This window comes from Actinomadura macrotermitis (assembly GCF_009604375.1).
Lineage (GTDB): Bacteria > Actinomycetota > Actinomycetes > Streptosporangiales > Streptosporangiaceae > Spirillospora > Spirillospora macrotermitis.
In genome coordinates, this window is record NZ_WEGH01000004.1 from 734,992 (window position 1) to 754,771 (window position 19,780).

Consider the following 19,780-nt stretch of genomic DNA (forward strand, 5'->3'; position numbering starts at 1 on the left):
CACGCCCTAGAGCCAGCCGAGGTCGCGGGCGGCGCGGACGGCCGCGTGCCGGTTGTCCACGCCGAGCTTGGTGACGGCCGCCGACAGGTAGTTGCGGACGGTGCCCTCCGACAGTCCGAGGCCGCGCGCGATGCGCGACACCGGGACGCCGTCCGCGGCGGCCCGCAGGGCGTCCAGCTCGCGCGGGGTGAGCGGGCACTCCTCGGCGGCCAGGGCGTCGGCGGCCAGCTGCGGGTCGATGTAGCGGGTGCCGGCGGCGACCTGCCGGACGACCTGGGCGAGCCGGGCGCCGGGGGTGTCCTTGCCGAGGAACCCGCGGACCCCGGCGGCCATGGCGCGGCGCAGGTTGCCCGGCCGCCCGTGCGCGGTGACGATCACCAGCCGGCAGCCGGGCAGGTCGCGGGCGAGCCGCTCGGCGGCGGCGAGGCCGTCCAGCCCGGGCATGTCGATGTCCAGCACCGCCACGTCGGGCTTGAGGGCCAGGGCCCGCTCGACGGCCTCGTCGCCGCGGCCGACGTCGGCGACGACCTCGATGCCGTCCTCGGTCTCCAGGAGCAGCACCAGCGCCTCGCGGATCAGCAGGTGGTCGTCGGCCAGCAGCACGCGGATCATGGCTCTCCCCTCGGGACGGCGGCGGCCACCCGGAACGTGCCGTCGCCCACCGGGCCGGCGGTGAGCTCGCCGCCCGCCGCGGCGAGCCGCTCGGCGAGCCCGGCCAGGCCGCTGCCGGGGTCGCCGTGCGCGCGGCGCGGCGCGCCGTCGTTGACGATCTCCAGGACGACCCGGTCGCCGCCCGCCCGCACCATGATCTCGCACCAGGTGGCGCTGGAGTGCCGCAGCACGTTGGTGGCGGCCTCGCGGGCCACCCAGCCGAGCGGTTCGTGCACGTGCGCGGGCAGGTCGGCGGCGACGTCGGGCCGGGCGCACTCGATCCCGGCGGCCCGCAGCACCGCCGTCATGCCGTCCAGCTCGGTGCGCAGCGAGGTGCGGCGGTAGCCGCGCACGACCTCGCGGACGTCGCGGACCGCGGCGCGCGCCATCGTCTGGATCTCGGTGAGCTCCTTGCGGACCCGCCCCGGGTCGCGGTCCAGGAACCGGTCGGCGACCTCGGCGCGCAGCGCGACCGCCTGGAGGCTGTGCCCGAGGACGTCGTGCAGGTCGCGGGCGAAGCGCATCCGCTCCTCCCCCACCGCCGAGCGGGCCAGCTCCGCGCGCGCCTCCCGCAGCTCCTGGACGACGTGGAAGAACCACACCGTCACATAGCCGGAGAAGGTGTAGGCGGGGATCGCGGCGACCTCGTACAGCACCGCCATCGCGGGCTGCCCGAGCAGCACCCCGTAGGCCGGCGCCGCGACGGTGGCGAGCGCGGTGACGACCACCGCCTGGCGGAGCGGCAGCACCACGGCGAACAGCCCGGCGGGCACGATCAGGGTGTTGCCCCAGCCGTGGTCGACGCCGAGGGCCGCCGGCAGCGCCCAGCAGGCCGCGGTGATCGCCAGCAGCCCGTAGCGGTGCGCGGGGGTGGTGCGGCGCATCAGGTTGAGCCAGAGCAGCCGGGCGTGCAGGGCCGCCACCGCGCCGACGGCCGCGGCGGCGAGCAGCATCCGGGCCGCGTCGCGGCGCTCCAGCAGCTCGTACCAGAAGGGCGGTGCCAGCAGCCCCGCCAGGCTGAGCACCGTCATCGCCACGATGATCGCGGCGATGACGGTGGGTCGGGGGATCCTCGGCTGCACCGGGCGTCCGGCCTCCGCGCTCACGTCGGGAAAGGGCCCTCAGCGTATGTCACGCCGCCAGCGGCCGGGCGCCCCCCGAGCGCGCCCGGCCGTCCGCCAGCACCACGGCCCGGTCGGCGCGCGCGGCCTCGGCGGGGTCAGTGGTGGCCAGCACGACGGTCACGCCGTGCGCGGCCAGGAACCGCAGCACCGACCGGACGCGGCGGGCGTCCGCGGCGTCCAGCCCGGCGGCGGGCTCGTCGAGCAGCAGCACGTCGGACCGGCCGACCAGGGCGAGCGCCACGTCCAGCAGGCGCCGCTGCCCGGCGGTGAGCCGCTCGAACGCGACGCCGGCCAGGCCCGCCAGGCCGGTCAGCCGGAGCACCTCGTCGCGGGTCAGCGGGTCCAGCGTCCAGCGCCGCCAGGTGTCGACGACCTCGGCGACGGTGAGGCCGGGGAACAGCCCGCCGTCGCGCCACACCGCGCCGCTGCGCGGGGTGCCCGGGTGCTCGTAGGGGTCGGCGCCGCCGACCCGGACGGTGCCGGTCGCCGGGCGGCGCAGCCCCGCGACCGCCTCCAGCACGGTCGTGCCCGCGGCGGACGGGCCGAACAGCGCGTACACGCCGCCCTTGGCGAGGGAGAACGAGACACCGCGGACGGTCTCGCCCTCGCCGACGCGGACGTGCAGGTCGCGTACCTCGATCATCTGTGCCCTCATGGCCTCCATGCTGCCGGGGCGCGGCCGCCGCGTGCAGTCACGGGCGTCAGGAACCGGCCATGAGGTTCGCTGGGGCGGGCCGTGACATTTGTCAGTGGTCGCGCACCAGCAGGTCCAGGTTCGCCTCGTCCGGCCTGGTCAGCCCGGCGAGGGCCATGGTCAGCTCCAGGTCGGCCTGCAGGCAGCGCAGCACGTGCCGGACGCCGGCCTCGCCGCCGAGCGCCAGCCCGTAGGCGTAGGGGCGGGCGACCAGCACCGCCTTCGCGCCGAGCGCGAGGGCCTTCAGCACGTCCGAGCCGGTGCGGACGCCGCTGTCGAACAGCACGGTGGCGCGGTCGCCGACGGCGTCGGCGACGGCCGGCAGCGCGTCCAGGGACGCCACGGCGCCGTCCACCTGGCGGCCGCCGTGGTTGGAGACGATCACGCCGTCCATGCCGGCGTCCACCGCGCGGCGCGCGTCGTCGGGGTGCTGGATGCCCTTCAAAGCGATCGGGCCGTCCCAGTGCTCGCGCAGGAACGCCAGGTCGTCCCAGGTCAGCGACGGGTTCCCGAAGTTGGCGACCCAGTGCAGCAGCGCCATGTCGCGGTTGGCGTCGGTGACGGGCCCGCCGACGGCCTTCTGGAAGACCGGGTCGCTGAAGTAGTTGGCGACGCCGATGCCGCGCAGGAACGGCAGGTAGGCCTGGTCCAGGTCGCGGGGCCGCCAGGCGAGCGTGAAGGTGTCGAGCGTCACCACCAGCGCGGTGTACCCGGCGGCCTTCGCCCGCTCCAGGAAGCTGACGGCCAGCTCCCGGTCCTTCGGCCAGTACAGCTGGTACCAGCGGCCGCCGTCGCCGGCGGCCGCCGCGACGTCCTCCAGGGAGTAGGACGCGGCGGTGCTGAGGACCTTGGTGAGGCCGGTCGCGGCGGCGGCGCGGGCGGTCGCCAGCTCCCCCTCGGGGTGGACGATCGACTGCACCCCGATCGGCGCGAGCAGGATCGGCGCGGGCATCGTGGTGCCGAGGACCTCCACCGACAGGTCCCGCTCGGCGACGTCGCGCAGCATCCGGGGGACGATCCGCCACCGGTCGAACGCCGCCCGGTTGGCCCGCGCGGTCGCCTCCGAACCGGCCGATCCCGCCACGTATCCGAACGCCTGCGCCGACATCCGCCGCTCGGCGAGCGCCTCCAGCCTCGTCAGGTCCGTGGGCAGCGCGGGCAGCACGTCGCCGAGCCCCTGAAGGTAGATCTCGTTCTGGAAATCGGCGAGTGAACCCACGAAAGCCTCCTGTGATCGGCGCGCCGGGGCGGGCGCGGTGCGATTCTGTCCCTGGGACCGGCAACAATGTTGCACATGGCACGTCGTGGAACCCCAGCCCCTCCCCCGCCGCCGGACTTCGAAGAGAACATCATCGACGTCGATGTCTCCGAGGAGATGCGCGGCAGCTTCCTTGAGTACGCCTACTCGGTCATCTACCAGCGGGCGCTCCCCGACGCGCGTGACGGCATGAAGCCCGTCCAGCGCCGGATCCTGTACTCGATGAACGAGATGGGCCTGCGCCCCGACCGGGGGCACGTCAAGTGCGCCCGGGTCGTCGGGGAGGTGATGGGCAAGCTGCACCCGCACGGCGACAGCGCCATCTACGACGCGATGGTCCGGCTCGCCCAGCCCTGGTCGATGCGGATGCCGCTGGTCGACGGCCACGGCAACTTCGGCTCGCTCGGCGGCGACGACATGCCCGCCGCCATGCGCTACACCGAGGCCCGGCTGTCGCGCGAGGCCATGCTGATGGTCACCTCGATCGACGAGGACACCGTCGACTTCCGGCCGAACTACGACGGCCAGGAGACCGAGCCGGACGTGCTGCCGGCGGCGTTCCCCAACCTGCTGGTCAACGGCGCGTCCGGCATCGCGGTCGGCATGGCCACCAACATGGCGCCGCACAACCTCGGCGAGGTCGTCGCCGCCGCGCGGCACCTGATCGACCACCCGGACGCGACGCTGGACGACCTGATGCGGTTCGTGCCGGGCCCCGACCTGCCCACCGGCGGCAAGATCGTCGGGCTGGACGGCATCCGCGACGCCTACGCCAGCGGGCGCGGCACCTTCCGCACCCGGGCGACCACGCACATCGAGAACGTGACCCCGCGCCGCAAGGGCATCGTGGTGACCGAGCTGCCGTACGCGGTCGGCCCGGAGCGGGTCAAGGCCAAGATCAAGGAACTGGTCAACGCCAAGAAGCTGAACGGCATCGCCGACCTGAAGGACCTCACCGACCGCAACGTCGGCCTGCGCCTGGTCATCGAGATCAAGAACGGCTTCAACCCCGAGGCCGTGCTGCAGGACCTGTACCGGCTGACGCCGATGCAGGAGACCTTCGGCATCAACAACGTGGCGCTGGTCGACGGCCAGCCCCGCACGCTCGGCCTGCGCGAGCTGCTGCAGGTCTACATCGACCACCGCATCGACGTGGTGCGGCGCCGCTCGGCGCACCGGCGGCGCAAGCGCGAGGACCGGCTGCACCTGGTCGAGGGCCTGCTCGTCGCGCTGCTGAACATCGACGAGGTCATCCAGGTCATCCGGCAGAGCGACGACTCGGCGCAGGCCAAGCAGCGGCTCATGCAGATCTTCGAGCTGTCCGACATCCAGGCCCAGTACATCCTGGACACCCCGCTGCGCCGCCTCACCCGCTACGACCGGCTGGAGCTGGAGAAGGAGAAGGAGCAGCTCACCCGCGAGATCGCCGCGCTGACCGCGATCCTGGAGTCGGAGACCAAGCTGCGCCGGCTGGTGTCCAAGGAGCTCGGCGAGGTCGCCAAGGAGTTCGCCACCCCGCGCCGCACCGCCCTGCTGGAGGACAACGGCCAGGCCAAGGCCGCCGCGGTGCCGCTGGAGGTCGCCGACGACCCGGTGCGGGTGCTGCTGTCGGCCACCGGCCTGCTCGCCCAGACCGCCGGGCACGGGCCGCTGCCCGCCGAGGGCGCGCGCGCCCCGCACGACGTGCTGCTGTCGGTCGTGGCGACGACCGCGCGCAGCCAGGTCGGCGTGGTCACCTCGGCCGGCCGGATGATCCGGGTGGACGTGCTCGACCTGCCCGCCCTGCCGCCGGTCGCCTCACCGCCGTCGCTGGCGGGCGGCGCGCCGGTCACCGAGTACGTCGACCTGGAGCCGGGCGAGACCGTCGTCGGCCTCGGCGCGCTGGAGGAGTCGGGCGGCGGGCTCGCGCTCGGCACCGCGCAGGGGGTGGTCAAGCGGGTCGTGCCGGACTTCCCGGCCAACCGCGACGAGTTCGAGGTCATCGGGCTGAAGGACGGCGACCGCGTCGTCGGCGCCGTCCAGCTCACCGGCGAGGACCAGCACCTGGTCTTCATCACCAGCGACGCGCAGCTGCTGCACTACACCGCCTCGACCGTGCGCCCGCAGGGCCGCGCGGCGGGCGGCGTGGCCGGCGTCAAGCTGTCGGCGGACGCCCGCGTCATCTGGTTCGGCGCGCTGGAGCCCGGCCGCGAGGCGCGCGTGGTGACGGTCGCGGGCAGCTCCACCGCCCTGCCGGGCACCCAGACCGGCGCCATCAAGATCGCCGACTTCGCCGAGTTCCCGGCCAAGGGCCGCGCCACCGGCGGCGTCCGCTCGCACCGCTTCCTCAAGGGCGAGGACTCCCTGATCCTGGCCTGGGCGGGCCCGACCCCGGTCAAGGCGGCCGCGGACAACGGCCGCGCGATCGCCCTGGACTACGAGCTCGGCCGCCGCGACGGCTCGGGCGAGAAGCTGCCCCAGGCGATCGCCTTCCTCGGCGGCCCGCTCGGCCCGTCCATCGACGCCGCCGAGGCCGCCGGGGCCGCGGCCGAGGAGGCCGCGGAACTGGGCGGCAGCGTCGACTGAGCAGTGCCGCTCCCGTCCTGGCCAGGGGCACCCCCTGGCCAGGACAGGGCCGAGCGGCACACGTCCCACTGACGGTGCGGCTGCGCCGCAAGGACGAGTGGACCGCCGGACACCGCTACTGGGTCACCCGGACGCAGGGGTTCGCCCGGCCCGGCCGGATGATGACAGCGGGTACGGCTACTCCCCGGTCGGGTGACCGAAGTCGTCGGGGCCCCAGAAGGCCTCCATGCGTGCGACCCGGCCGTCCTCGTCAAAGGTCATCACCTCGATGCCCTCGATCAGCAGGCCCGGCAGCCGCGCGGTGAAGGCCATCGCGGCGCGGTCGGCGTAGGAGGCGCGGGGCTCGCCGACCAGGGCGAGCCGGACACCTGACGACATCGCGGCGGTGTAGAACTCCTCGATGGCGGCCCGTCCGGTCACCGGAGGCTTGCCGACCGGGTCCTCGATGACGGCGTCGTCGGCGTACAGGTCCGCGACGGCGGCCGGGTCGCCCGCGTTGAACAGCTCGACGTAGCGGCGCAGCACGTTCTTCATGTGCACGTGGTCCGGCATCGGCCCGCTCTCTCCCGGGGACGTGGCCCGCCACCTTACCGAGCGAGCGCTTGGTCAAGCAAGCGGCTCCGGCTCGCACAGGTAGGCGGCCGCGCCGGTGCGGCGGGCCTCGGCGAGGGCCACGAGGCGGGCGCGGAGGCGCGGGCTCAGCTCGGCCTCCCAGGCGGCGCGGGGCCGGACGTGCCACTCGGTGTGCTCGGCGGGGTCCAGGACGACACCGTCGAGCACACCGGGCGTGAGCGTCCCGCCGTCGAAGACGAGGCCGACCTTCGCGCACGGCCACGCGGGCCTCGGCGGCAGGAAGTGCGTCAGCAGCAGGACGGGCGGCCCCTCGAAGACGATCCCGGTCTCCTCCCGGCACTCGCGCACCGCCGTGGCGAAGGGCGTCGCGTCGCCGTGCTCGACGTTGCCGCCGGGGAACTGCCAGGTCTCCGGCCCCTGCGCCGACCGCAGCAGGAAGGGGTCGCCCGCGGCGTCGGTGAAGTACAGGGCGGCGTACATCGTGGCGGACGGCAGCGTCCGAACGTACTGGTCGGGGGGAAGCCAGCCCACGGGGCACCTCCTCGGCGGGAACGGCCATGATCGGCCACTTCGGCGGCAGCCTATCCGCCGGGTCACAAGGGCCAGGCCCGTGGCGCCGTGGCCGGGCCGGATACCCGCGGACCGGTGCGCGCCGCGCCGGCATGCCGCTCCCCCGCGGCCCGCCGGCCGGAGGCGGCCGCGGTGGTGATCGGCCGCGCGGGGGCCACAATGTCCGCATGGCGATCGCATCGTTCATGGTCCCGCTGGGCACTCCCGCGCCCGGCTTCACGCTCCCCTCCGCCGACGGCGGCACCGTCTCCCTGGAGGACTTCACCGGGGCGCCCGCCCTCCTGGTGGTCTTCCTCAGCAACCACTGCCCGTACGTGCGCCGCATCGAGCGGGCCATCGGCGTCTTCACGGCCGAGCACGCCGCGCTCGGCCTGGCCACCGTCGCGATCTGCAGCAACGACACCGAGCGCTACCCCGACGACGACGCCGCCCACCTGCGCGAGCAGGCGGCCCGCGCCGGCTTCGACTTCCCCTACCTGGTGGACGGGTCGCAGCAGGTCGCGCTCGCCTACAAGGCGGCCTGCACGCCCGACTTCTTCCTCTACGACGCCGGCCGGCGCCTGGCCTACCGGGGCGAGTTCGACGGCGCCCGCCCCAGCAACGACGTCCCCGCCGACGGGGCGCGGCTGCGCGCCGCCACCGAGCTGGTCCTGGCGGGCAAGGCGGTGCCCGAGCCGCACGTCCCCAGCCTCGGCTGCGGCATCAAGTGGCGCCCGGAGAACACCCCGGGCTGACCGCCTCACGCACCGCGGCGCGGGCGGGGCAGGAGCGGCCGGCGGGCGGTGAGGGCCTTGCCCGCGCCGGAGGGGCGGACGGCGCGGGTGCGTTCGGCCGCCTCGGCCAGCAGGTTCAGCAGGTCGGCGGGGCTGCCGGCCGGGGTGTCGTAGTGCCAGCCGCGGATGATCGCCTCGCCTTCGGCGCCGGGGTCGAAGCGGCCGCCGGCGAAGCAGCCGGCGGCGGTCATCCGGGCCACGGCGGGGACGTCGTCGCGGGTCTGCATGGCGTAGGCCGCCGCGTCGATGAGGCCGATGGCGGCACGGGCGTTGCGACCGCCGTCGGAGGGGTCGGCCCGGTTGATGCGCCATCGGACGAAGGGCCGCAGGTACTCGGCGATCATCCAGGTCTTCGGCACGCGGCGTCCTTCCGGGGAGTCCAGGACGGTCACCCCTCATCGTGGCCGTCCCGGTGCCGTGCGCGCGGGCCGTTGGGCGACGCGTTACCGTTCGCTGACCGGAGGTTTCTGCACGTCAGGGGGTTCGGCCAGCCCGTGGCGGTAGGCGTAGGCGACGGCCTGGGCGCGGTCGCGCAGGCCCGCCTTGGCGAACAGGTTGTTGATGTGGGTCTTCACCGTCGCCTCGGTGACGAACAGCTCCCGGGCGATCTCGTGGTTGGAGCGGCCGCGGGCGATCAGGGTGAGCACCTCGGCCTCGCGCCGGGTCAGCCCGTCGGGCAGGCCGGTGCGGGCGGCACGGGCGGGGTGTTCGCCGGCGGTGACGGCCTCGACCAGGCGGCGCTGCACGGCCGGGTCGAGCTGCGTCGCGCCGCCGCGCACCGCCGCCACCACGCGGGCGATCTCCTCGCCGCCGGCGTCCTTGGTGAGGTAGCCGCGCGCGCCGGCGCGCAGCGCCGCGAAGATCGACTCGTCGTCGGCGTAGGTGGTCAGCACGACGACCTCCACCTCCGGGTGGGCGGCCCTGATCCGGCGGGTGGCCTCGGCGCCGTCCATCCGGGGCATCCGCAGGTCCATCAGCACGACCTCGGGCCGCAGCTCGGCGACCATCGCGACCGCCTGCTCGCCGTCCCCGGCCGCGCCGACCACCTCCAGGCCGGGCAGCAGCTCCAGCAGCAGGACGAGACCGTCGCGCACCACCGTCTGGTCGTCCACGACCAGGACCCGCGTCATGCCGGCACCCGCAGCGACACCCGGTACCCCTTTCCTTCCGGCCCTGTCTCCAGTGTGCCGCCGATCAGCTCCGCGCGCTCGCGCATCCCGACCAGCCCGTAGCCGCCGCCCGGCTCCGGCGGCGGCCCGGCGCCGCCGCTGTCGGTGACCTGCAGCACGGTCACCTCCTCCCCGTAGTGCAGCACGACGTGGACGCGTGCGCCGGGCGCGTGCCGGCGGACGTTGGTGAGCGCCTCCTGCGCGGTGCGCACGACGGCCAGCCCGGCCTGCGGGGACAGCTCGCGCGGCGCGCCCGACACCGTCACCGCGCACTCGCGGCCGGTCGCGGCGCGGAACTCCTCCGCCAGCTCGGCGAGGGCCTCCTCGGGCGGCGGCGCGTCGCCGCGCAGCGTGGCGAGGGCCCGCCGGGTCTCCTCCAGCCCGGCCCGGGCCAGCCGCTGCGCGCGCTCGACCCGGTCCAGGGCCTGCTCCCGGCCGTCGTCTCGCGCCAGCAGCAGCCGCGCCCCCTCCAGATGGACGATCTGCGCCGACAGCGAGTGCGCCAGCACGTCGTGGATCTCCCGGGCGATGCGGGACCGCTCGTCCAGCACCGCGGTGGCGGCCTCGGCGCGCCGGGTCGCCTCCTCGGCGTTCTTGCGCGCGCGGCTCGCCACGGCGCCGAGGCAGACGCCGCCGGCGGCCACCAGCAGCCCGTACTCGGGGCCGCCGTGCCGCGTCAGCCCGCCCGTCGCCCCGAGCGCGATGATCACGGCGATGCCGAGCGCGATCGCCCGGGCGACCGGCAGCAGCCAGGCCAGCGCCCACAGCGCCACCATCCCCGGCATGACGCCCACGCCGCCCCGCGACGCCAGGCCGTACAGGACCAGGGCGAGCACCAGGGTGGCGACCAGCAGCACGACCCCGACGGCGTCGCGCCGTCCCGCCTCCCGCCCGCACCGCCGCCCGTGGGTCAGCCGGAGGCCGCCGCCGAGCAGGGCGGCCCCGGCGAGGTTGAGCACGACGACCGCCAGCCCCGCGCCGTGCAGGGACGGCCGGGGGTCCCCGGTCCACACGGCCCGGACATAGACGGTGACCGCCCACACCAGGGCCCCGGCGACCAGGACCCCGCGCAGGTGCCGGGGCTCCAGGGTGAGCCCGGCGAACTTCCAGGGGCGGTCCCAGGCGTGCGGAGAGTCCATGCCTCCCAGGCTAGGGACCGCCGGCGCGCGACGGCTCGGCGCAGGGGCGGACGCCGGTTCTCCACCCCCGGGTGGAGAACCCGCTCTCGCCCGGGCGGGACGGGCTTCCCGTCCTCCTTGCGGATCGCCGGCTTCCCGCGGCCAGGGACCCGGCCCAGGCCCGGCACGGGGCATCCGCCCTGGACGGTGACGCTCCTCCGGCCGTGCCGGTGCGAGGCGCGCAACACGGCGCGTCCCGCCGCCCGCCAGTCCAGCAGCATCGACAGCGCCCGCCGCAGCACCCCCTGCCACGGCACCAGCCACAGCAGGCCGAGCAGCGCCGCGAGCAGGTCGTGCCGGTGCAGCGCCGTCCAGCAGCCGGCGAGCACCGTGGTGTGCGAGCAGAACCGCCAGCCCGTCATCGCGACCGCCACCGGCGGCAGCGCCAGCCAGGGCTCGGCCGCCCGCTCGGCGGCCTCCCACCACCCCAGGACCGTCGACTCCATCACCGCTCCCCGCACCGCCGGATCTGATGATCACTACGGTGCCGGTCGGCAGGGTGCGCCGTCGGTAGCGCGGCTTTCCGCCCGGGGGTGGCACTGGCGCCACCCCCGGGCGGCCCACGGGGGCACGCCCCCGCTCAGCCGCCGGCGCTCAGGCGTCGATGCGGTCGGCGTCCAGCTCGGAGGCGCCGGCGGTGATGAACGCGCGGCGCGGCGCGACCTCGCTGCCCATCAGTAGGTCGAACATCTTGGCCGCCTCCTCGGCGTCCTCGATGCGGATGCGGCGCAGCACCCGGTAGCGCGGGTCCAGCGTGGTCTCGGCCAGCTGGTCGGCGTCCATCTCACCGAGGCCCTTGTAGCGCTGGATGGGCTCCTTCCAGCGCTGCCCCTTGCGCTCCAGCTCCACCAGCCGCCGCCGCAGCTCGGCGTCGGAGTAGGTGTAGATGTACTTGTCCTGGCCGCGCTTGGGCTTGACCAGCTCGATCCGGTGCAGCGGCGGCACCGCCGAGAACACCCGGCCGGCCTCCAGCATCGGGCGCATGTACTTGTAGAACAGCGTCAGCAGCAGGCAGCGGATGTGTGCACCGTCCACATCCGCGTCGGCGAGCAGGCAGATCCGGCCGTAGCGGGCTGCCTCGATGTCGAAGGTGCGACCCGAGCCGGCGCCGAGGACCTGGATGATGGCCGCGCACTCGGCGTTCTTGAGCATGTCGGCGACCGAGGCCTTCTGCACATTCAAGATCTTGCCGCGGATCGGCAGCAGCGCCTGGAACTCGGAGTTGCGGGCGAGCTTGGCGGTGCCGAGGGCCGAGTCGCCCTCGACGATGAACAGCTCGCTGCGGTCGTCGGTGGTGCGGCAGTCGACCAGCTTGGCCGGCAGCGCCGAGTTCTCCAGCGCGTTCTTGCGGCGCTGGTTGTCGCGCTGGGTGCGGGCCGCGATGCGGGTCTTGGCGGCGCCGGCGATCTTCTCCAGGACGGTGCGCAGCTGCTGCTTCTGGCCGCGCCCGGGGTTGTCGAAGACCGCCTTGAGCTCCTTCAGCACCACGTTGCTGACGATGCGGGTGGCCGCCGAGGTGCCGAGGATCTCCTTGGTCTGCCCCTCGAACTGCGGCTCGGGCAGCCGGACGGTGACCACGGCGGTGAGCCCCTCGAGGACGTCCTCCTTGATCACGTCGTCGTCGCCGGCCCGCAGCAGCCGGGCCGCGCGCAGCTGCTCGTTGACCACCTTGGTGAGGGCACGGTCGAAGCCGCGCACGTGGGTGCCGCCCTTGGGGGTGGCGATCACGTTGACGAACGACTTGGTGATGGTGTCGTAGCCGGTGCCCCAGCGCAGCGCGATGTCGACCTCGAGGTCGCGTTCGACGTCGGTCGGGGTGAGGTGGCCCTGGTCGTCCAGCACCGGGACGGTCTCGGTGAAGTGGCCGCGGCCGCTGAGGCGCAGCACGTCGACGATCGGGGCGTCCTTGGCCAGGTGGTCGCAGAACTCGCCGATGCCGCCGTCGAAGCGGAAGGTCTCCTGCACGACCTGCTCGCCGCGCTCGTCGCGGACCTCGATGGTGAGGCCCGGGATGAGGAACGCGGTCTGCCGCATGCGGTCCATGACCAGCGACTGCTCGACGGTCGCGTCGGGCAGGAAGATCTGCAGGTCGGGCCAGAAGCGGACGCGGGTGCCGGTGGTCTTGCGGGCGGTGCGCCGCACCTGGCGGACGCCCGAGCGCTTCTTGAACCGGGCGTTCGGGCGGCCGTCGTCGGCGAACTCGCCGGGCAGGCCGCGCTTGAAGCTGATGGCGTGGGTGTGGCCGTCGCGGTCGACCTCGACGTCCAGCCGGGCCGACAGGGCGTTGACGACGGAGGCGCCGACGCCGTGCAGGCCGCCGGAGGCGGTGTAGGACACGCCGCCGAACTTGCCGCCGGCGTGCAGCCTGGTCATCACCAGCTCGACGCCGGGCAGGCCGGTCTTCGGCTCGATGTCGACGGGGATGCCGCGGCCGTCGTCACCGACCTCGAAGGAGCCGTCGGCGCGCAGCACGACGCTGATGTGGGTGCAGTGACCTGCCAGGGCCTCGTCGACGCAGTTGTCGACGATCTCCCAGAGGCAGTGCGCGAGGCCGCGGCTGTCGGTGGAGCCGATGTACATGCCGGGGCGCTTGCGGACGGCCTCCAGCCCCTCCAGCACCGAGAGGTGCCGGGCGGAGTAGCCCTGCTGATCGTCGGTCGTGGGTTCGGCGGTGGCGGCGGTCAACTGCTCGGTCTCCTCGGGGGTAGGACGGTCGGGACGAGGGTACCCCCGGCCTCCGACAGTCCTTCTGCAGGCTCGCCGCCGCCGGCGGCCGGGCGGTGCGCCGCCCGGGTGGAGAACGCGTTCTCCACCTTTGGTGGGGTGTGCCCCGCTCACCCGGCCCGTAATGTCCCGATCATGGCACATACCATCGGCGTAAGCGGCCTGCGCAAACGCTACGGGGACGTCCAGGCCGTCGACGGCGTCTCCTTCGAGGTCGGCGCGGGCGAGTTCTTCGGCATCCTCGGCCCGAACGGGGCGGGCAAGACCACCACCCTGGAGATCATCGAGGGGTTGCGCGAGCCCGACGAGGGCGAGGTGACGGTGCTCGGCGAGCGGCCGTGGCCGCGCAACGCCGGGCTGCTGCCGCGGATCGGCGTGCAGCTGCAGGCGTCGTCGTTCTTCGAGCGGCTCACCGCCCGCGAGCAGCTGCGCACCTTCGGGTCGCTGTACGGGGTGGCCGCCGCCCGCGCGGACGCGATGCTGGAGACCGTCGGCCTCGCCGACAAGGCCGACGTGCAGGTGGAGAAGCTGTCGGGCGGCCAGGCGCAGCGGCTGTCGATCGCGTGCGCGCTGGTGCACGATCCCGAGCTGGTGTTCCTGGACGAGCCGACCGCCGCGCTGGACCCGCAGGCGCGCCGCAACCTGTGGGACGTGCTGCGGGAGATCAACACCGAGGGTCGCACCATCGTGCTCACCACGCACTACATGGACGAGGCCGAGATCCTGTGCGACCGGGTGGCGATCATGGACCGGGGCCGGATCCTGGAGATGGGGCCGCCCGCCACGCTGGTGCGGGGCCTGGCGGCGCCGACCCGGGTGAGCGTGGCCTCCGGGACGCTCACCCCCGAGGACGCGCGGTCGCTGCCGGGCGCCGACGAGGTGACCGACGACGGCGTCTCGCTGGTGGTGTCCACCCGCGACCCGTCGGCCGTGGTGGCGGCGCTGGCCGCCCGGGACGCGCTCACGGGCGTGCAGATCCACGGCGCGACGCTGGAGGACGTCTTCCTGGACCTGACCGGACGGGAGTACCGGGCATGAGCACCTTCCAGAGTTTCAAGAGCCTCGCCGGGGCGATGTTCCTCGGCTTCCGGCGGGACAAGGGCGCGCTGTTCTTCACCGTGCTGTTCCCGCTGATGTTCCTGGTGATCTTCGGTGGGGTGTTCGGGCACCAGAAGACCTCCAAGGTCAACGTGCTGACGGTCGGCCAGGTCCCGCTGGTGCAGCAGGCCGTCGCGCACGACGCGACGCTGCACAAGACCATGAAGCTCACCGCCAAGACCGACCGGGCCGCCGCGCTGCGCCAGGTCGAGAAGGGCGACGCGGACGCGGTCGTCGAGCAGACCGGCGACCGGCTGACCGTGCACTACTCCGCCACCGACCAGGTGAAGTCGGGCACCGTGCAGCAGATGTTCGGCTCGATCACCACGGCGGCCAACCTGGAGGCGTCCGGCCGGGCGCCCAAGTACACGATGGTGCCGCAGCAGGTGGAGGACGACTCCCTGAAGGCGATCCAGTTCTTCACCCCGAGCCTGCTCGGCTGGGCGCTGGCGTCGGCCGGGGTGTTCGGCGCCTCGCAGACGCTGGTGACCTGGCGCACCAAGGGCATCCTGCGGCGGCTGCGGCTGTCGCCCGCGCCGATCCCGACGGTGTTCGGCGCGCGGGTCGCGGTCAGCCTGGCCATCGCGCTGGTGCAGTTCGCGCTGTTCGTGGCGGTGGCGATGCTGCCGTTCTTCGGGTTGAAGCTCCAGCCGTACTGGTGGATGGCGATCCCGATGGTGCTGGCCGGCGTGCTGGCCTTCCTCGGCATCGGGATGGTGATCGGGGCGTGGGCCAGGACGCAGGAGGCCGCGCAGACCGCCACCCAGCTGGTGGTGCTGCCGATGGCCTTCCTCGGCGGGTCCTTCTTCCCGATCGACCAGGCGCCGGGGTGGATGCGGGCACTGTCGTACATCTTCCCGCTGCGCTACTTGAACGAGGGAATGCTGAATGTCATGGGCCGGGGGCTCGGCCCGATGTCGGCTCTGCCGCAGATCGCGATTCTTCTCGGCGTCGCGGCGGTGGCCGCACTGGTGGCCGTTCGCCTGTTCCGCTGGGATTCCACCTGACCCGTCCGGGGACGCGCGATGTGACCTCGGTCACTAATGGCCGCATTCTGCTGTGAGCGTATGCGGGGGCGGATTGGGAACGTCCACGTCGGGTTAGATGTTCTCCTAAGTACCGACCCCGAGCATGAGGAAGGTGCCGTGACTGGAGCCCTTGCCCCGACCAGGCCGCTGTCCGTCGCAGACCGTTGCGACCGCTGCGGCGCCCAGGCCTACGTCCGTGCAGTCCTTGTAGGCGGCGGCGACCTTCTGTTCTGCGCCCACCACGGGCGCAAGTACGCAGAGGCGCTCCGTGCCAACGGGGCCGACATCCAGGACGAGAGCGACCGGCTGATCGAAACCCCGGGTGCCGTCCCCGATGACGAGCGGTAACCCCTCCCAATAGAGAATCACCCACGGCGGCCACCGGAGACGGTGGCCGCCTTCACATTTGCCGCACAACTGCGCATTGTCATTGCTTCATCACGGAGAGTGGCGGAGATTCGTCCCGACATTCTGCGTTAACAGCGATGAGAAGCGGCGGCGCCGATTCCCGGGACGCCGTCCGTCCGGCGGGCCGTATACCCGCCATATCCTGGGAGAACAGGTTCGCCCGGCCCCGGCCGGACCATCATTTCGTCGCACTTTCGGGGGGAACGTGCACATCCTGCTACCGCCATCGGAGAAGAAGGCCACCGGCGGGGACGGCCCGCCCCTCGACCTCGCGGCGCTCAGCCTGCCGGAGCTGAACCCCACCCGCGAGCGGCTCCTGGCCGCCCTCGGCGAGGTGTGCCTGCGCCAGGACGCCCCCGCGCTGCTCGGGCTGTCCGCCGGCCAGGCGGACGAGGCGCTCGCCCGCAACCAGGCCCTCCGCAGCGCCGCGACGCTGCCCGTCGCGCGCCTGTACACCGGCGTCCTGTACGACAACCTGGACCTGGCGACCCTGGATCCGGCCGCCGCCGCCGAGCAGATCCTGGTCTTCTCCGGCCTGTGGGGCGTGCTGCGGCTCACCGACCGCATTCCCCCGTACCGGCTCGCCATGGGCGTCTCCCTGCCGCCTGAGGGCCGTCTGGCCGCCATCTGGAGGCCCGTCCTCAAGGGCGCCCTGGACCTGGACGGCCTCGTGGTGGACATGCGCTCGGGCCCGTACGCCGCGGCCTGGAAGCCGCCGCGGCCGGCCGTCGCCGTCCGGGTGTTCCGCGAGCGGATCCTCGGCGGCGTGCCGAAGCGCACCGTGGTCAGCCACATGGCGAAGGCGACCCGCGGCAAGGTCGCGCACGACCTGATCGAGGCGGGCGCCGACCCGCGCACGCCCGAGGAGCTGCTGAAGGCCGTCGTCGACCTCGGTCACACCGCCGAGCTGAACGGCCCGAACCTCGACGTGATCCTCGCCGCCTGAGGGCGGGTCAGGCCGCGACGACGTTGAGGTGGCGGCACGCCTTGAGGTACTGGCCGACGCCGTCGCCGCCGAGGTAGGTCCACGGCAGCCCGCTCGGCCGGCCGAACGTGCGGAGCAGGTGCTGGCGGGCCGGACGGCGCGCGTCGGCCAGATGGAAGGCGGCGCCGAAGAGGTTGTGGGCCTCGATCGTCCGCGGGTGCGGGCGCGGCCCCTCGAACCAGCCGCGCGCGGCCTCCGCCACGTCCCGGATCTCCCCGGGCGCGAACCACGAGGACGCGCCGCGGATGACCCCGGACCGTTCCTGGACGAAGTACTCGAAGTAGGCGAGCGGGAGCAGCGCGGCGCGCGGGTCGCGCCGGTCCGCCGTGCTCAGCGCGAGCCGCACGAAGTCGAACATCTCCTCCGGCACGCCGCCCCACTGCGGCGACAGGCTGACGACGCGCGCGACGTGCGCCCCGTACAGCGCCGGGCCGCGGCGGCTCGCCTGCCGCCAGAGGGCGTCCTTGTCCTCGCGGTCCAGGTCCAGGCCGAGCGCCAGCCAGAGCATCGCCTCCCACGGGACGGGATCGTCGGGCCGCAGCTCCGCCGCCCTCATCAGGGGTTCGCGGGCGGTCTGCATCCGCCGGGTGTAGGCGGTGTAGCCGGTGGCCTGCACGGCGCGCGCCCGCGCGTCGGGCCGGATCGCCCACGCCTCCTCGACCCTGGCACGGCCGAGCCACAGCCACAGGTCGGGGTTGCCCGGGTCCTCGGCCAGCAGCGTCTCGATGCCGTGGCTCCGGCCGACCGCGGCCTTGGCCAGCGCCTCGACGCGCAGCGACCGCGTCTCGGGATCGGCGCGCGCCCCGCCGAGGATGTGCGCGCCGAGCCGGAAGCGGTGGTCGTGCACGGCGCTCACCGCCTGGTCCAGTACGGGATCCGCCCAGGGACGCCCGCCGATCACCTGCGCGGTGCGCGGCCGGCTCCCCGCCGGCCCGCCGATCCGGTCGTGCTCCACCAGACCTCCAGGTGCCCGGCCAAGCTCCATGAGTCCCATGGCGCGAGAGCGTAGGAATCATCGGAGCGGCGCGCGCTACCTGGACGTTAATAGTGTGTTACATACCGATAAGTAGGGTGACCTGGAAATTTTCGACAAGTCAGGCCACATCGGACTACGGCCGACGCCCGGGGACACACACCGGAAACAACCAAGGAACCGGCCGCAGCCGGAATTCCGCCCAACGACCCCAGCCACCGCGAGCGCGACCGAAGGTCCGGCACTGGCCAGAAGCACGGCTGCGGCCTCGCCCCCCAGGGCGAGGCCGCAGGCCGGGACTCCTAGTCCAGATAGTCCCGCAGGACCTGGGAGCGGGACGGGTGGCGCAGCTTGGACATGGTCTTCGACTCGATCTGGCGGATGCGCTCACGGGTGACCCCGTACACCTTGCCGATCTCGTCGAGCGTCTTCGGCTGGCCGTCGGTGAGGCCGAACCGCATCGACACCACGCCCGCCTCGCGCTCGCTCAGGGTGTCCAGCACCGAGTGGAGCTGTTCCTGCAGCAGCGTGAAGCTGACCGCGTCGGCCGGGACGATCGCCTCGGAGTCCTCGATGAGGTCACCGAACTCGCTGTCGCCGTCCTCGCCGAGCGGGGTGTGCAGCGAGATGGGCTCGCGGCCGTACTTCTGGACCTCGACCACCTTCTCGGGCGTCATGTCGAGCTCCTTGGCCAGCTCCTCCGGGGTGGGCTCGCGGCCCAGGTCCTGGAGCATCTGCCGCTGGACGCGGGCGAGCTTGTTGATGACCTCGACCATGTGCACCGGGATGCGGATGGTGCGGGCCTGGTCGGCCATCGCGCGGGTGATCGCCTGCCGGATCCACCAGGTGGCGTACGTGGAGAACTTGTAGCCCTTGGTGTAGTCGAACTTCTCGACGGCGCGGATCAGACCGAGGTTGCCCTCCTGGATCAGGTCCAGGAACAGCATGCCGCGGCCGGTGTAGCGCTTGGCCAGCGAGACCACCAGGCGCAGGTTGGCCTCCAGCAGGTGGTTCTTGGCGCGGCGGCCGTCCTCGGCGATCCACTCGAAGTCCTCGAGGTCGTCCTCGGACATCGTCGGGCCGTCGGTGGCCAGCCGCTCCTCGGCGAACAGGCCGGCCTCGATGCGCTTGGCGAGCTCGACCTCCTGCTCGGCGTTGAGCAGCGGGACCTTGCCGATCTGCTTGAGGTAGTCCTTGACCGGGTCGGCGGTGGCGCCGGCCGCGGCGATCTGCTGGGCGGGGGCGTCCTCGTCGTCGTCGCCGAGGACGAACGCCTCCTCCTCGTTGGCGGGCTTGGCGCCGTCGGGGACGGCGGCCTTGACCGGGGCGCCCTTGGCGGCCGCCGGGGCGGCGGTCTCCTCGGCGTCCTCGTCGGGCTCCTCGACCACCTCGACCTCGACCTCCAGGTCGGCCTCGAGGTCCTGCAGGTCCAGGTCGACCTCGACGTCGTCGTCGAGCTCGGGCTCCTCGCCCGCCTTGGCCGGCGCCTTGGCGGCGTCCGGGGCGGCGGTCTTCTTGGCGGCGGCCTTCTTGGGCTTGGCCGCGGCGGCCTTCTTGGCAGCCGGCTTCGGTGCCGGCTTGGGCTTGGCGGCCTCCGCGTCGTCGTTGACGACGGCGGTCACCGTCTCGGGCTGCTGCTCCTTGGCTGCAGCGGCGGTCTTGGGACGCGCCGGCGGCGTCGCGCGCTTGGGGCGCGGACGCTTCGGCGCCGCTGACTCGGCGGCGCTCACCACGACGGTCACACCCTCCTTGCTGAGGCTCCGCAGGATGCTGGAGGCCTTAGACACGGGAATGTCTGCCTCTTCGAACGTACGTCGTACGTCGTCGGCTTCGAGGTAACCCTGGGACCGTCCACGCTCGATCAGTTGCGCGATGACGTGCTCGTGCAGATCTGACGCTTTCGAGGTCGAGCTAGCAGGCGACACAAATACCTCTCGAACGAACGTGTGGCTTGGTTGACCCAAGTGCCCTGACGGGCCCGGCCTCACACGGGGTGGGACCACACACCG

General features: G+C 73.4%; 18 protein-coding genes. 6 read left to right on the forward strand and 12 right to left on the reverse strand.

The window, feature by feature from the left end; translation table 11 throughout:
- Positions 1-6 precede the first annotated feature (6 nt).
- The 4 genes from ACRB68_RS32010 to ACRB68_RS32025 form a co-directional block, all read right to left on the reverse strand.
- Positions 7-612, reverse strand: a complete 606-nt coding sequence (locus tag ACRB68_RS32010; protein WP_153539024.1) for a response regulator transcription factor — start codon at positions 610-612, stop codon at positions 7-9.
- Positions 609-1,733: a sensor histidine kinase gene (locus tag ACRB68_RS32015; protein WP_328595044.1), complete on the reverse strand. Its 1,125-nt coding sequence runs from the start codon at positions 1,731-1,733 to the stop codon at positions 609-611. The genes ACRB68_RS32010 and ACRB68_RS32015 overlap by 4 nt, the downstream gene beginning before the upstream one ends.
- 49 nt (positions 1,734-1,782) lie before the next feature.
- Positions 1,783-2,430 (reverse strand): ATP-binding cassette domain-containing protein, encoded by a 648-nt coding sequence (locus ACRB68_RS32020; protein ID WP_194293531.1) that lies wholly within the window; start codon positions 2,428-2,430, stop codon positions 1,783-1,785.
- 91 nt (positions 2,431-2,521) lie between these two features.
- The gene (locus tag ACRB68_RS32025) at positions 2,522-3,688 is read right to left on the reverse strand and encodes a lactate 2-monooxygenase (protein ID WP_328595045.1); all 1,167 of its coding nucleotides are present in this window, start codon (positions 3,686-3,688) and stop codon (positions 2,522-2,524) included.
- Between the two features lie 75 nt (positions 3,689-3,763).
- Here ACRB68_RS32025 and ACRB68_RS32030 point away from each other — a divergent pair, with 75 nt between their 5' ends.
- Positions 3,764-6,292, forward strand: a complete 2,529-nt coding sequence (locus tag ACRB68_RS32030; RefSeq protein WP_153539026.1) for a DNA gyrase/topoisomerase IV subunit A — start codon at positions 3,764-3,766, stop codon at positions 6,290-6,292.
- Between the two features lie 177 nt (positions 6,293-6,469).
- On the opposite strand, the gene ACRB68_RS32035 is transcribed toward ACRB68_RS32030, so the two are convergent.
- The gene (locus tag ACRB68_RS32035; protein WP_153539028.1) at positions 6,470-6,844 is read right to left on the reverse strand and encodes a nuclear transport factor 2 family protein; all 375 of its coding nucleotides are present in this window, start codon (positions 6,842-6,844) and stop codon (positions 6,470-6,472) included.
- Between the two features lie 54 nt (positions 6,845-6,898).
- Positions 6,899-7,396 (reverse strand): NUDIX domain-containing protein, encoded by a 498-nt coding sequence (locus ACRB68_RS32040; protein WP_207709883.1) that lies wholly within the window; start codon positions 7,394-7,396, stop codon positions 6,899-6,901.
- Between the two features lie 206 nt (positions 7,397-7,602).
- On the opposite strand from ACRB68_RS32040, the gene ACRB68_RS32045 reads away from it, so the two are divergent.
- Complete coding sequence (locus tag ACRB68_RS32045; RefSeq protein ID WP_153539030.1) at positions 7,603-8,169, forward strand: thioredoxin family protein; 567 nt, start codon at positions 7,603-7,605, stop codon at positions 8,167-8,169.
- Between the two features lie 5 nt (positions 8,170-8,174).
- Here the strand turns inward: ACRB68_RS32045 and ACRB68_RS32050 are convergent, their stop codons facing one another.
- The 4 genes from ACRB68_RS32050 to ACRB68_RS32065 form a co-directional block, all read right to left on the reverse strand.
- Positions 8,175-8,567, reverse strand: coding sequence for a hypothetical protein (locus ACRB68_RS32050; RefSeq protein WP_153539032.1), 393 nt, complete (start codon positions 8,565-8,567; stop codon positions 8,175-8,177).
- Positions 8,568-8,651: 84 nt separating this feature from the next.
- A complete protein-coding gene (locus tag ACRB68_RS32055) occupies positions 8,652-9,338 on the reverse strand; it encodes a response regulator (protein ID WP_153539034.1) in 687 nt (228 codons plus the stop codon).
- Complete coding sequence (locus ACRB68_RS32060; RefSeq protein WP_207709884.1) at positions 9,335-10,516, reverse strand: sensor histidine kinase; 1,182 nt, start codon at positions 10,514-10,516, stop codon at positions 9,335-9,337. Before ACRB68_RS32060 ends, ACRB68_RS32055 begins: the two co-directional genes overlap by 4 nt.
- 633 nt (positions 10,517-11,149) lie before the next feature.
- Complete coding sequence (locus tag ACRB68_RS32065; protein WP_153539036.1) at positions 11,150-13,240, reverse strand: DNA gyrase/topoisomerase IV subunit B; 2,091 nt, start codon at positions 13,238-13,240, stop codon at positions 11,150-11,152.
- Positions 13,241-13,414: 174 nt separating this feature from the next.
- Here ACRB68_RS32065 and ACRB68_RS32070 point away from each other — a divergent pair, with 174 nt between their 5' ends.
- The 4 genes from ACRB68_RS32070 to ACRB68_RS32085 all read left to right on the forward strand — a co-directional run bounded on the left by ACRB68_RS32070 (position 13,415) and on the right by ACRB68_RS32085 (position 16,759).
- Complete coding sequence (locus tag ACRB68_RS32070; protein WP_153539038.1) at positions 13,415-14,317, forward strand: ABC transporter ATP-binding protein; 903 nt, start codon at positions 13,415-13,417, stop codon at positions 14,315-14,317.
- Positions 14,314-15,384, forward strand: coding sequence for an ABC transporter permease (locus ACRB68_RS32075; RefSeq protein ID WP_153539040.1), 1,071 nt, complete (start codon positions 14,314-14,316; stop codon positions 15,382-15,384). Before ACRB68_RS32070 ends, ACRB68_RS32075 begins: the two co-directional genes overlap by 4 nt.
- Positions 15,385-15,522: 138 nt before the next feature.
- Entirely contained in the window at positions 15,523-15,753 is a 231-nt protein-coding gene (locus tag ACRB68_RS41675) for a DUF7455 domain-containing protein (protein WP_328595046.1), read from the forward strand.
- Between the two features lie 265 nt (positions 15,754-16,018).
- Positions 16,019-16,759: a YaaA family protein gene (locus tag ACRB68_RS32085; RefSeq protein WP_328595047.1), complete on the forward strand. Its 741-nt coding sequence runs from the start codon at positions 16,019-16,021 to the stop codon at positions 16,757-16,759.
- A 7-nt stretch (positions 16,760-16,766) separates the two neighbouring features.
- Here the strand turns inward: ACRB68_RS32085 and ACRB68_RS32090 are convergent, their stop codons facing one another.
- Entirely contained in the window at positions 16,767-17,753 is a 987-nt protein-coding gene (locus ACRB68_RS32090; RefSeq protein ID WP_235960439.1) for a tetratricopeptide repeat protein, read from the reverse strand.
- Positions 17,754-18,073: 320 nt separating this feature from the next.
- Positions 18,074-19,696, reverse strand: a complete 1,623-nt coding sequence (locus tag ACRB68_RS32095; RefSeq protein ID WP_328595048.1) for an RNA polymerase sigma factor — start codon at positions 19,694-19,696, stop codon at positions 18,074-18,076.
- Between the last annotated feature and the right edge of the window lie 84 nt (positions 19,697-19,780).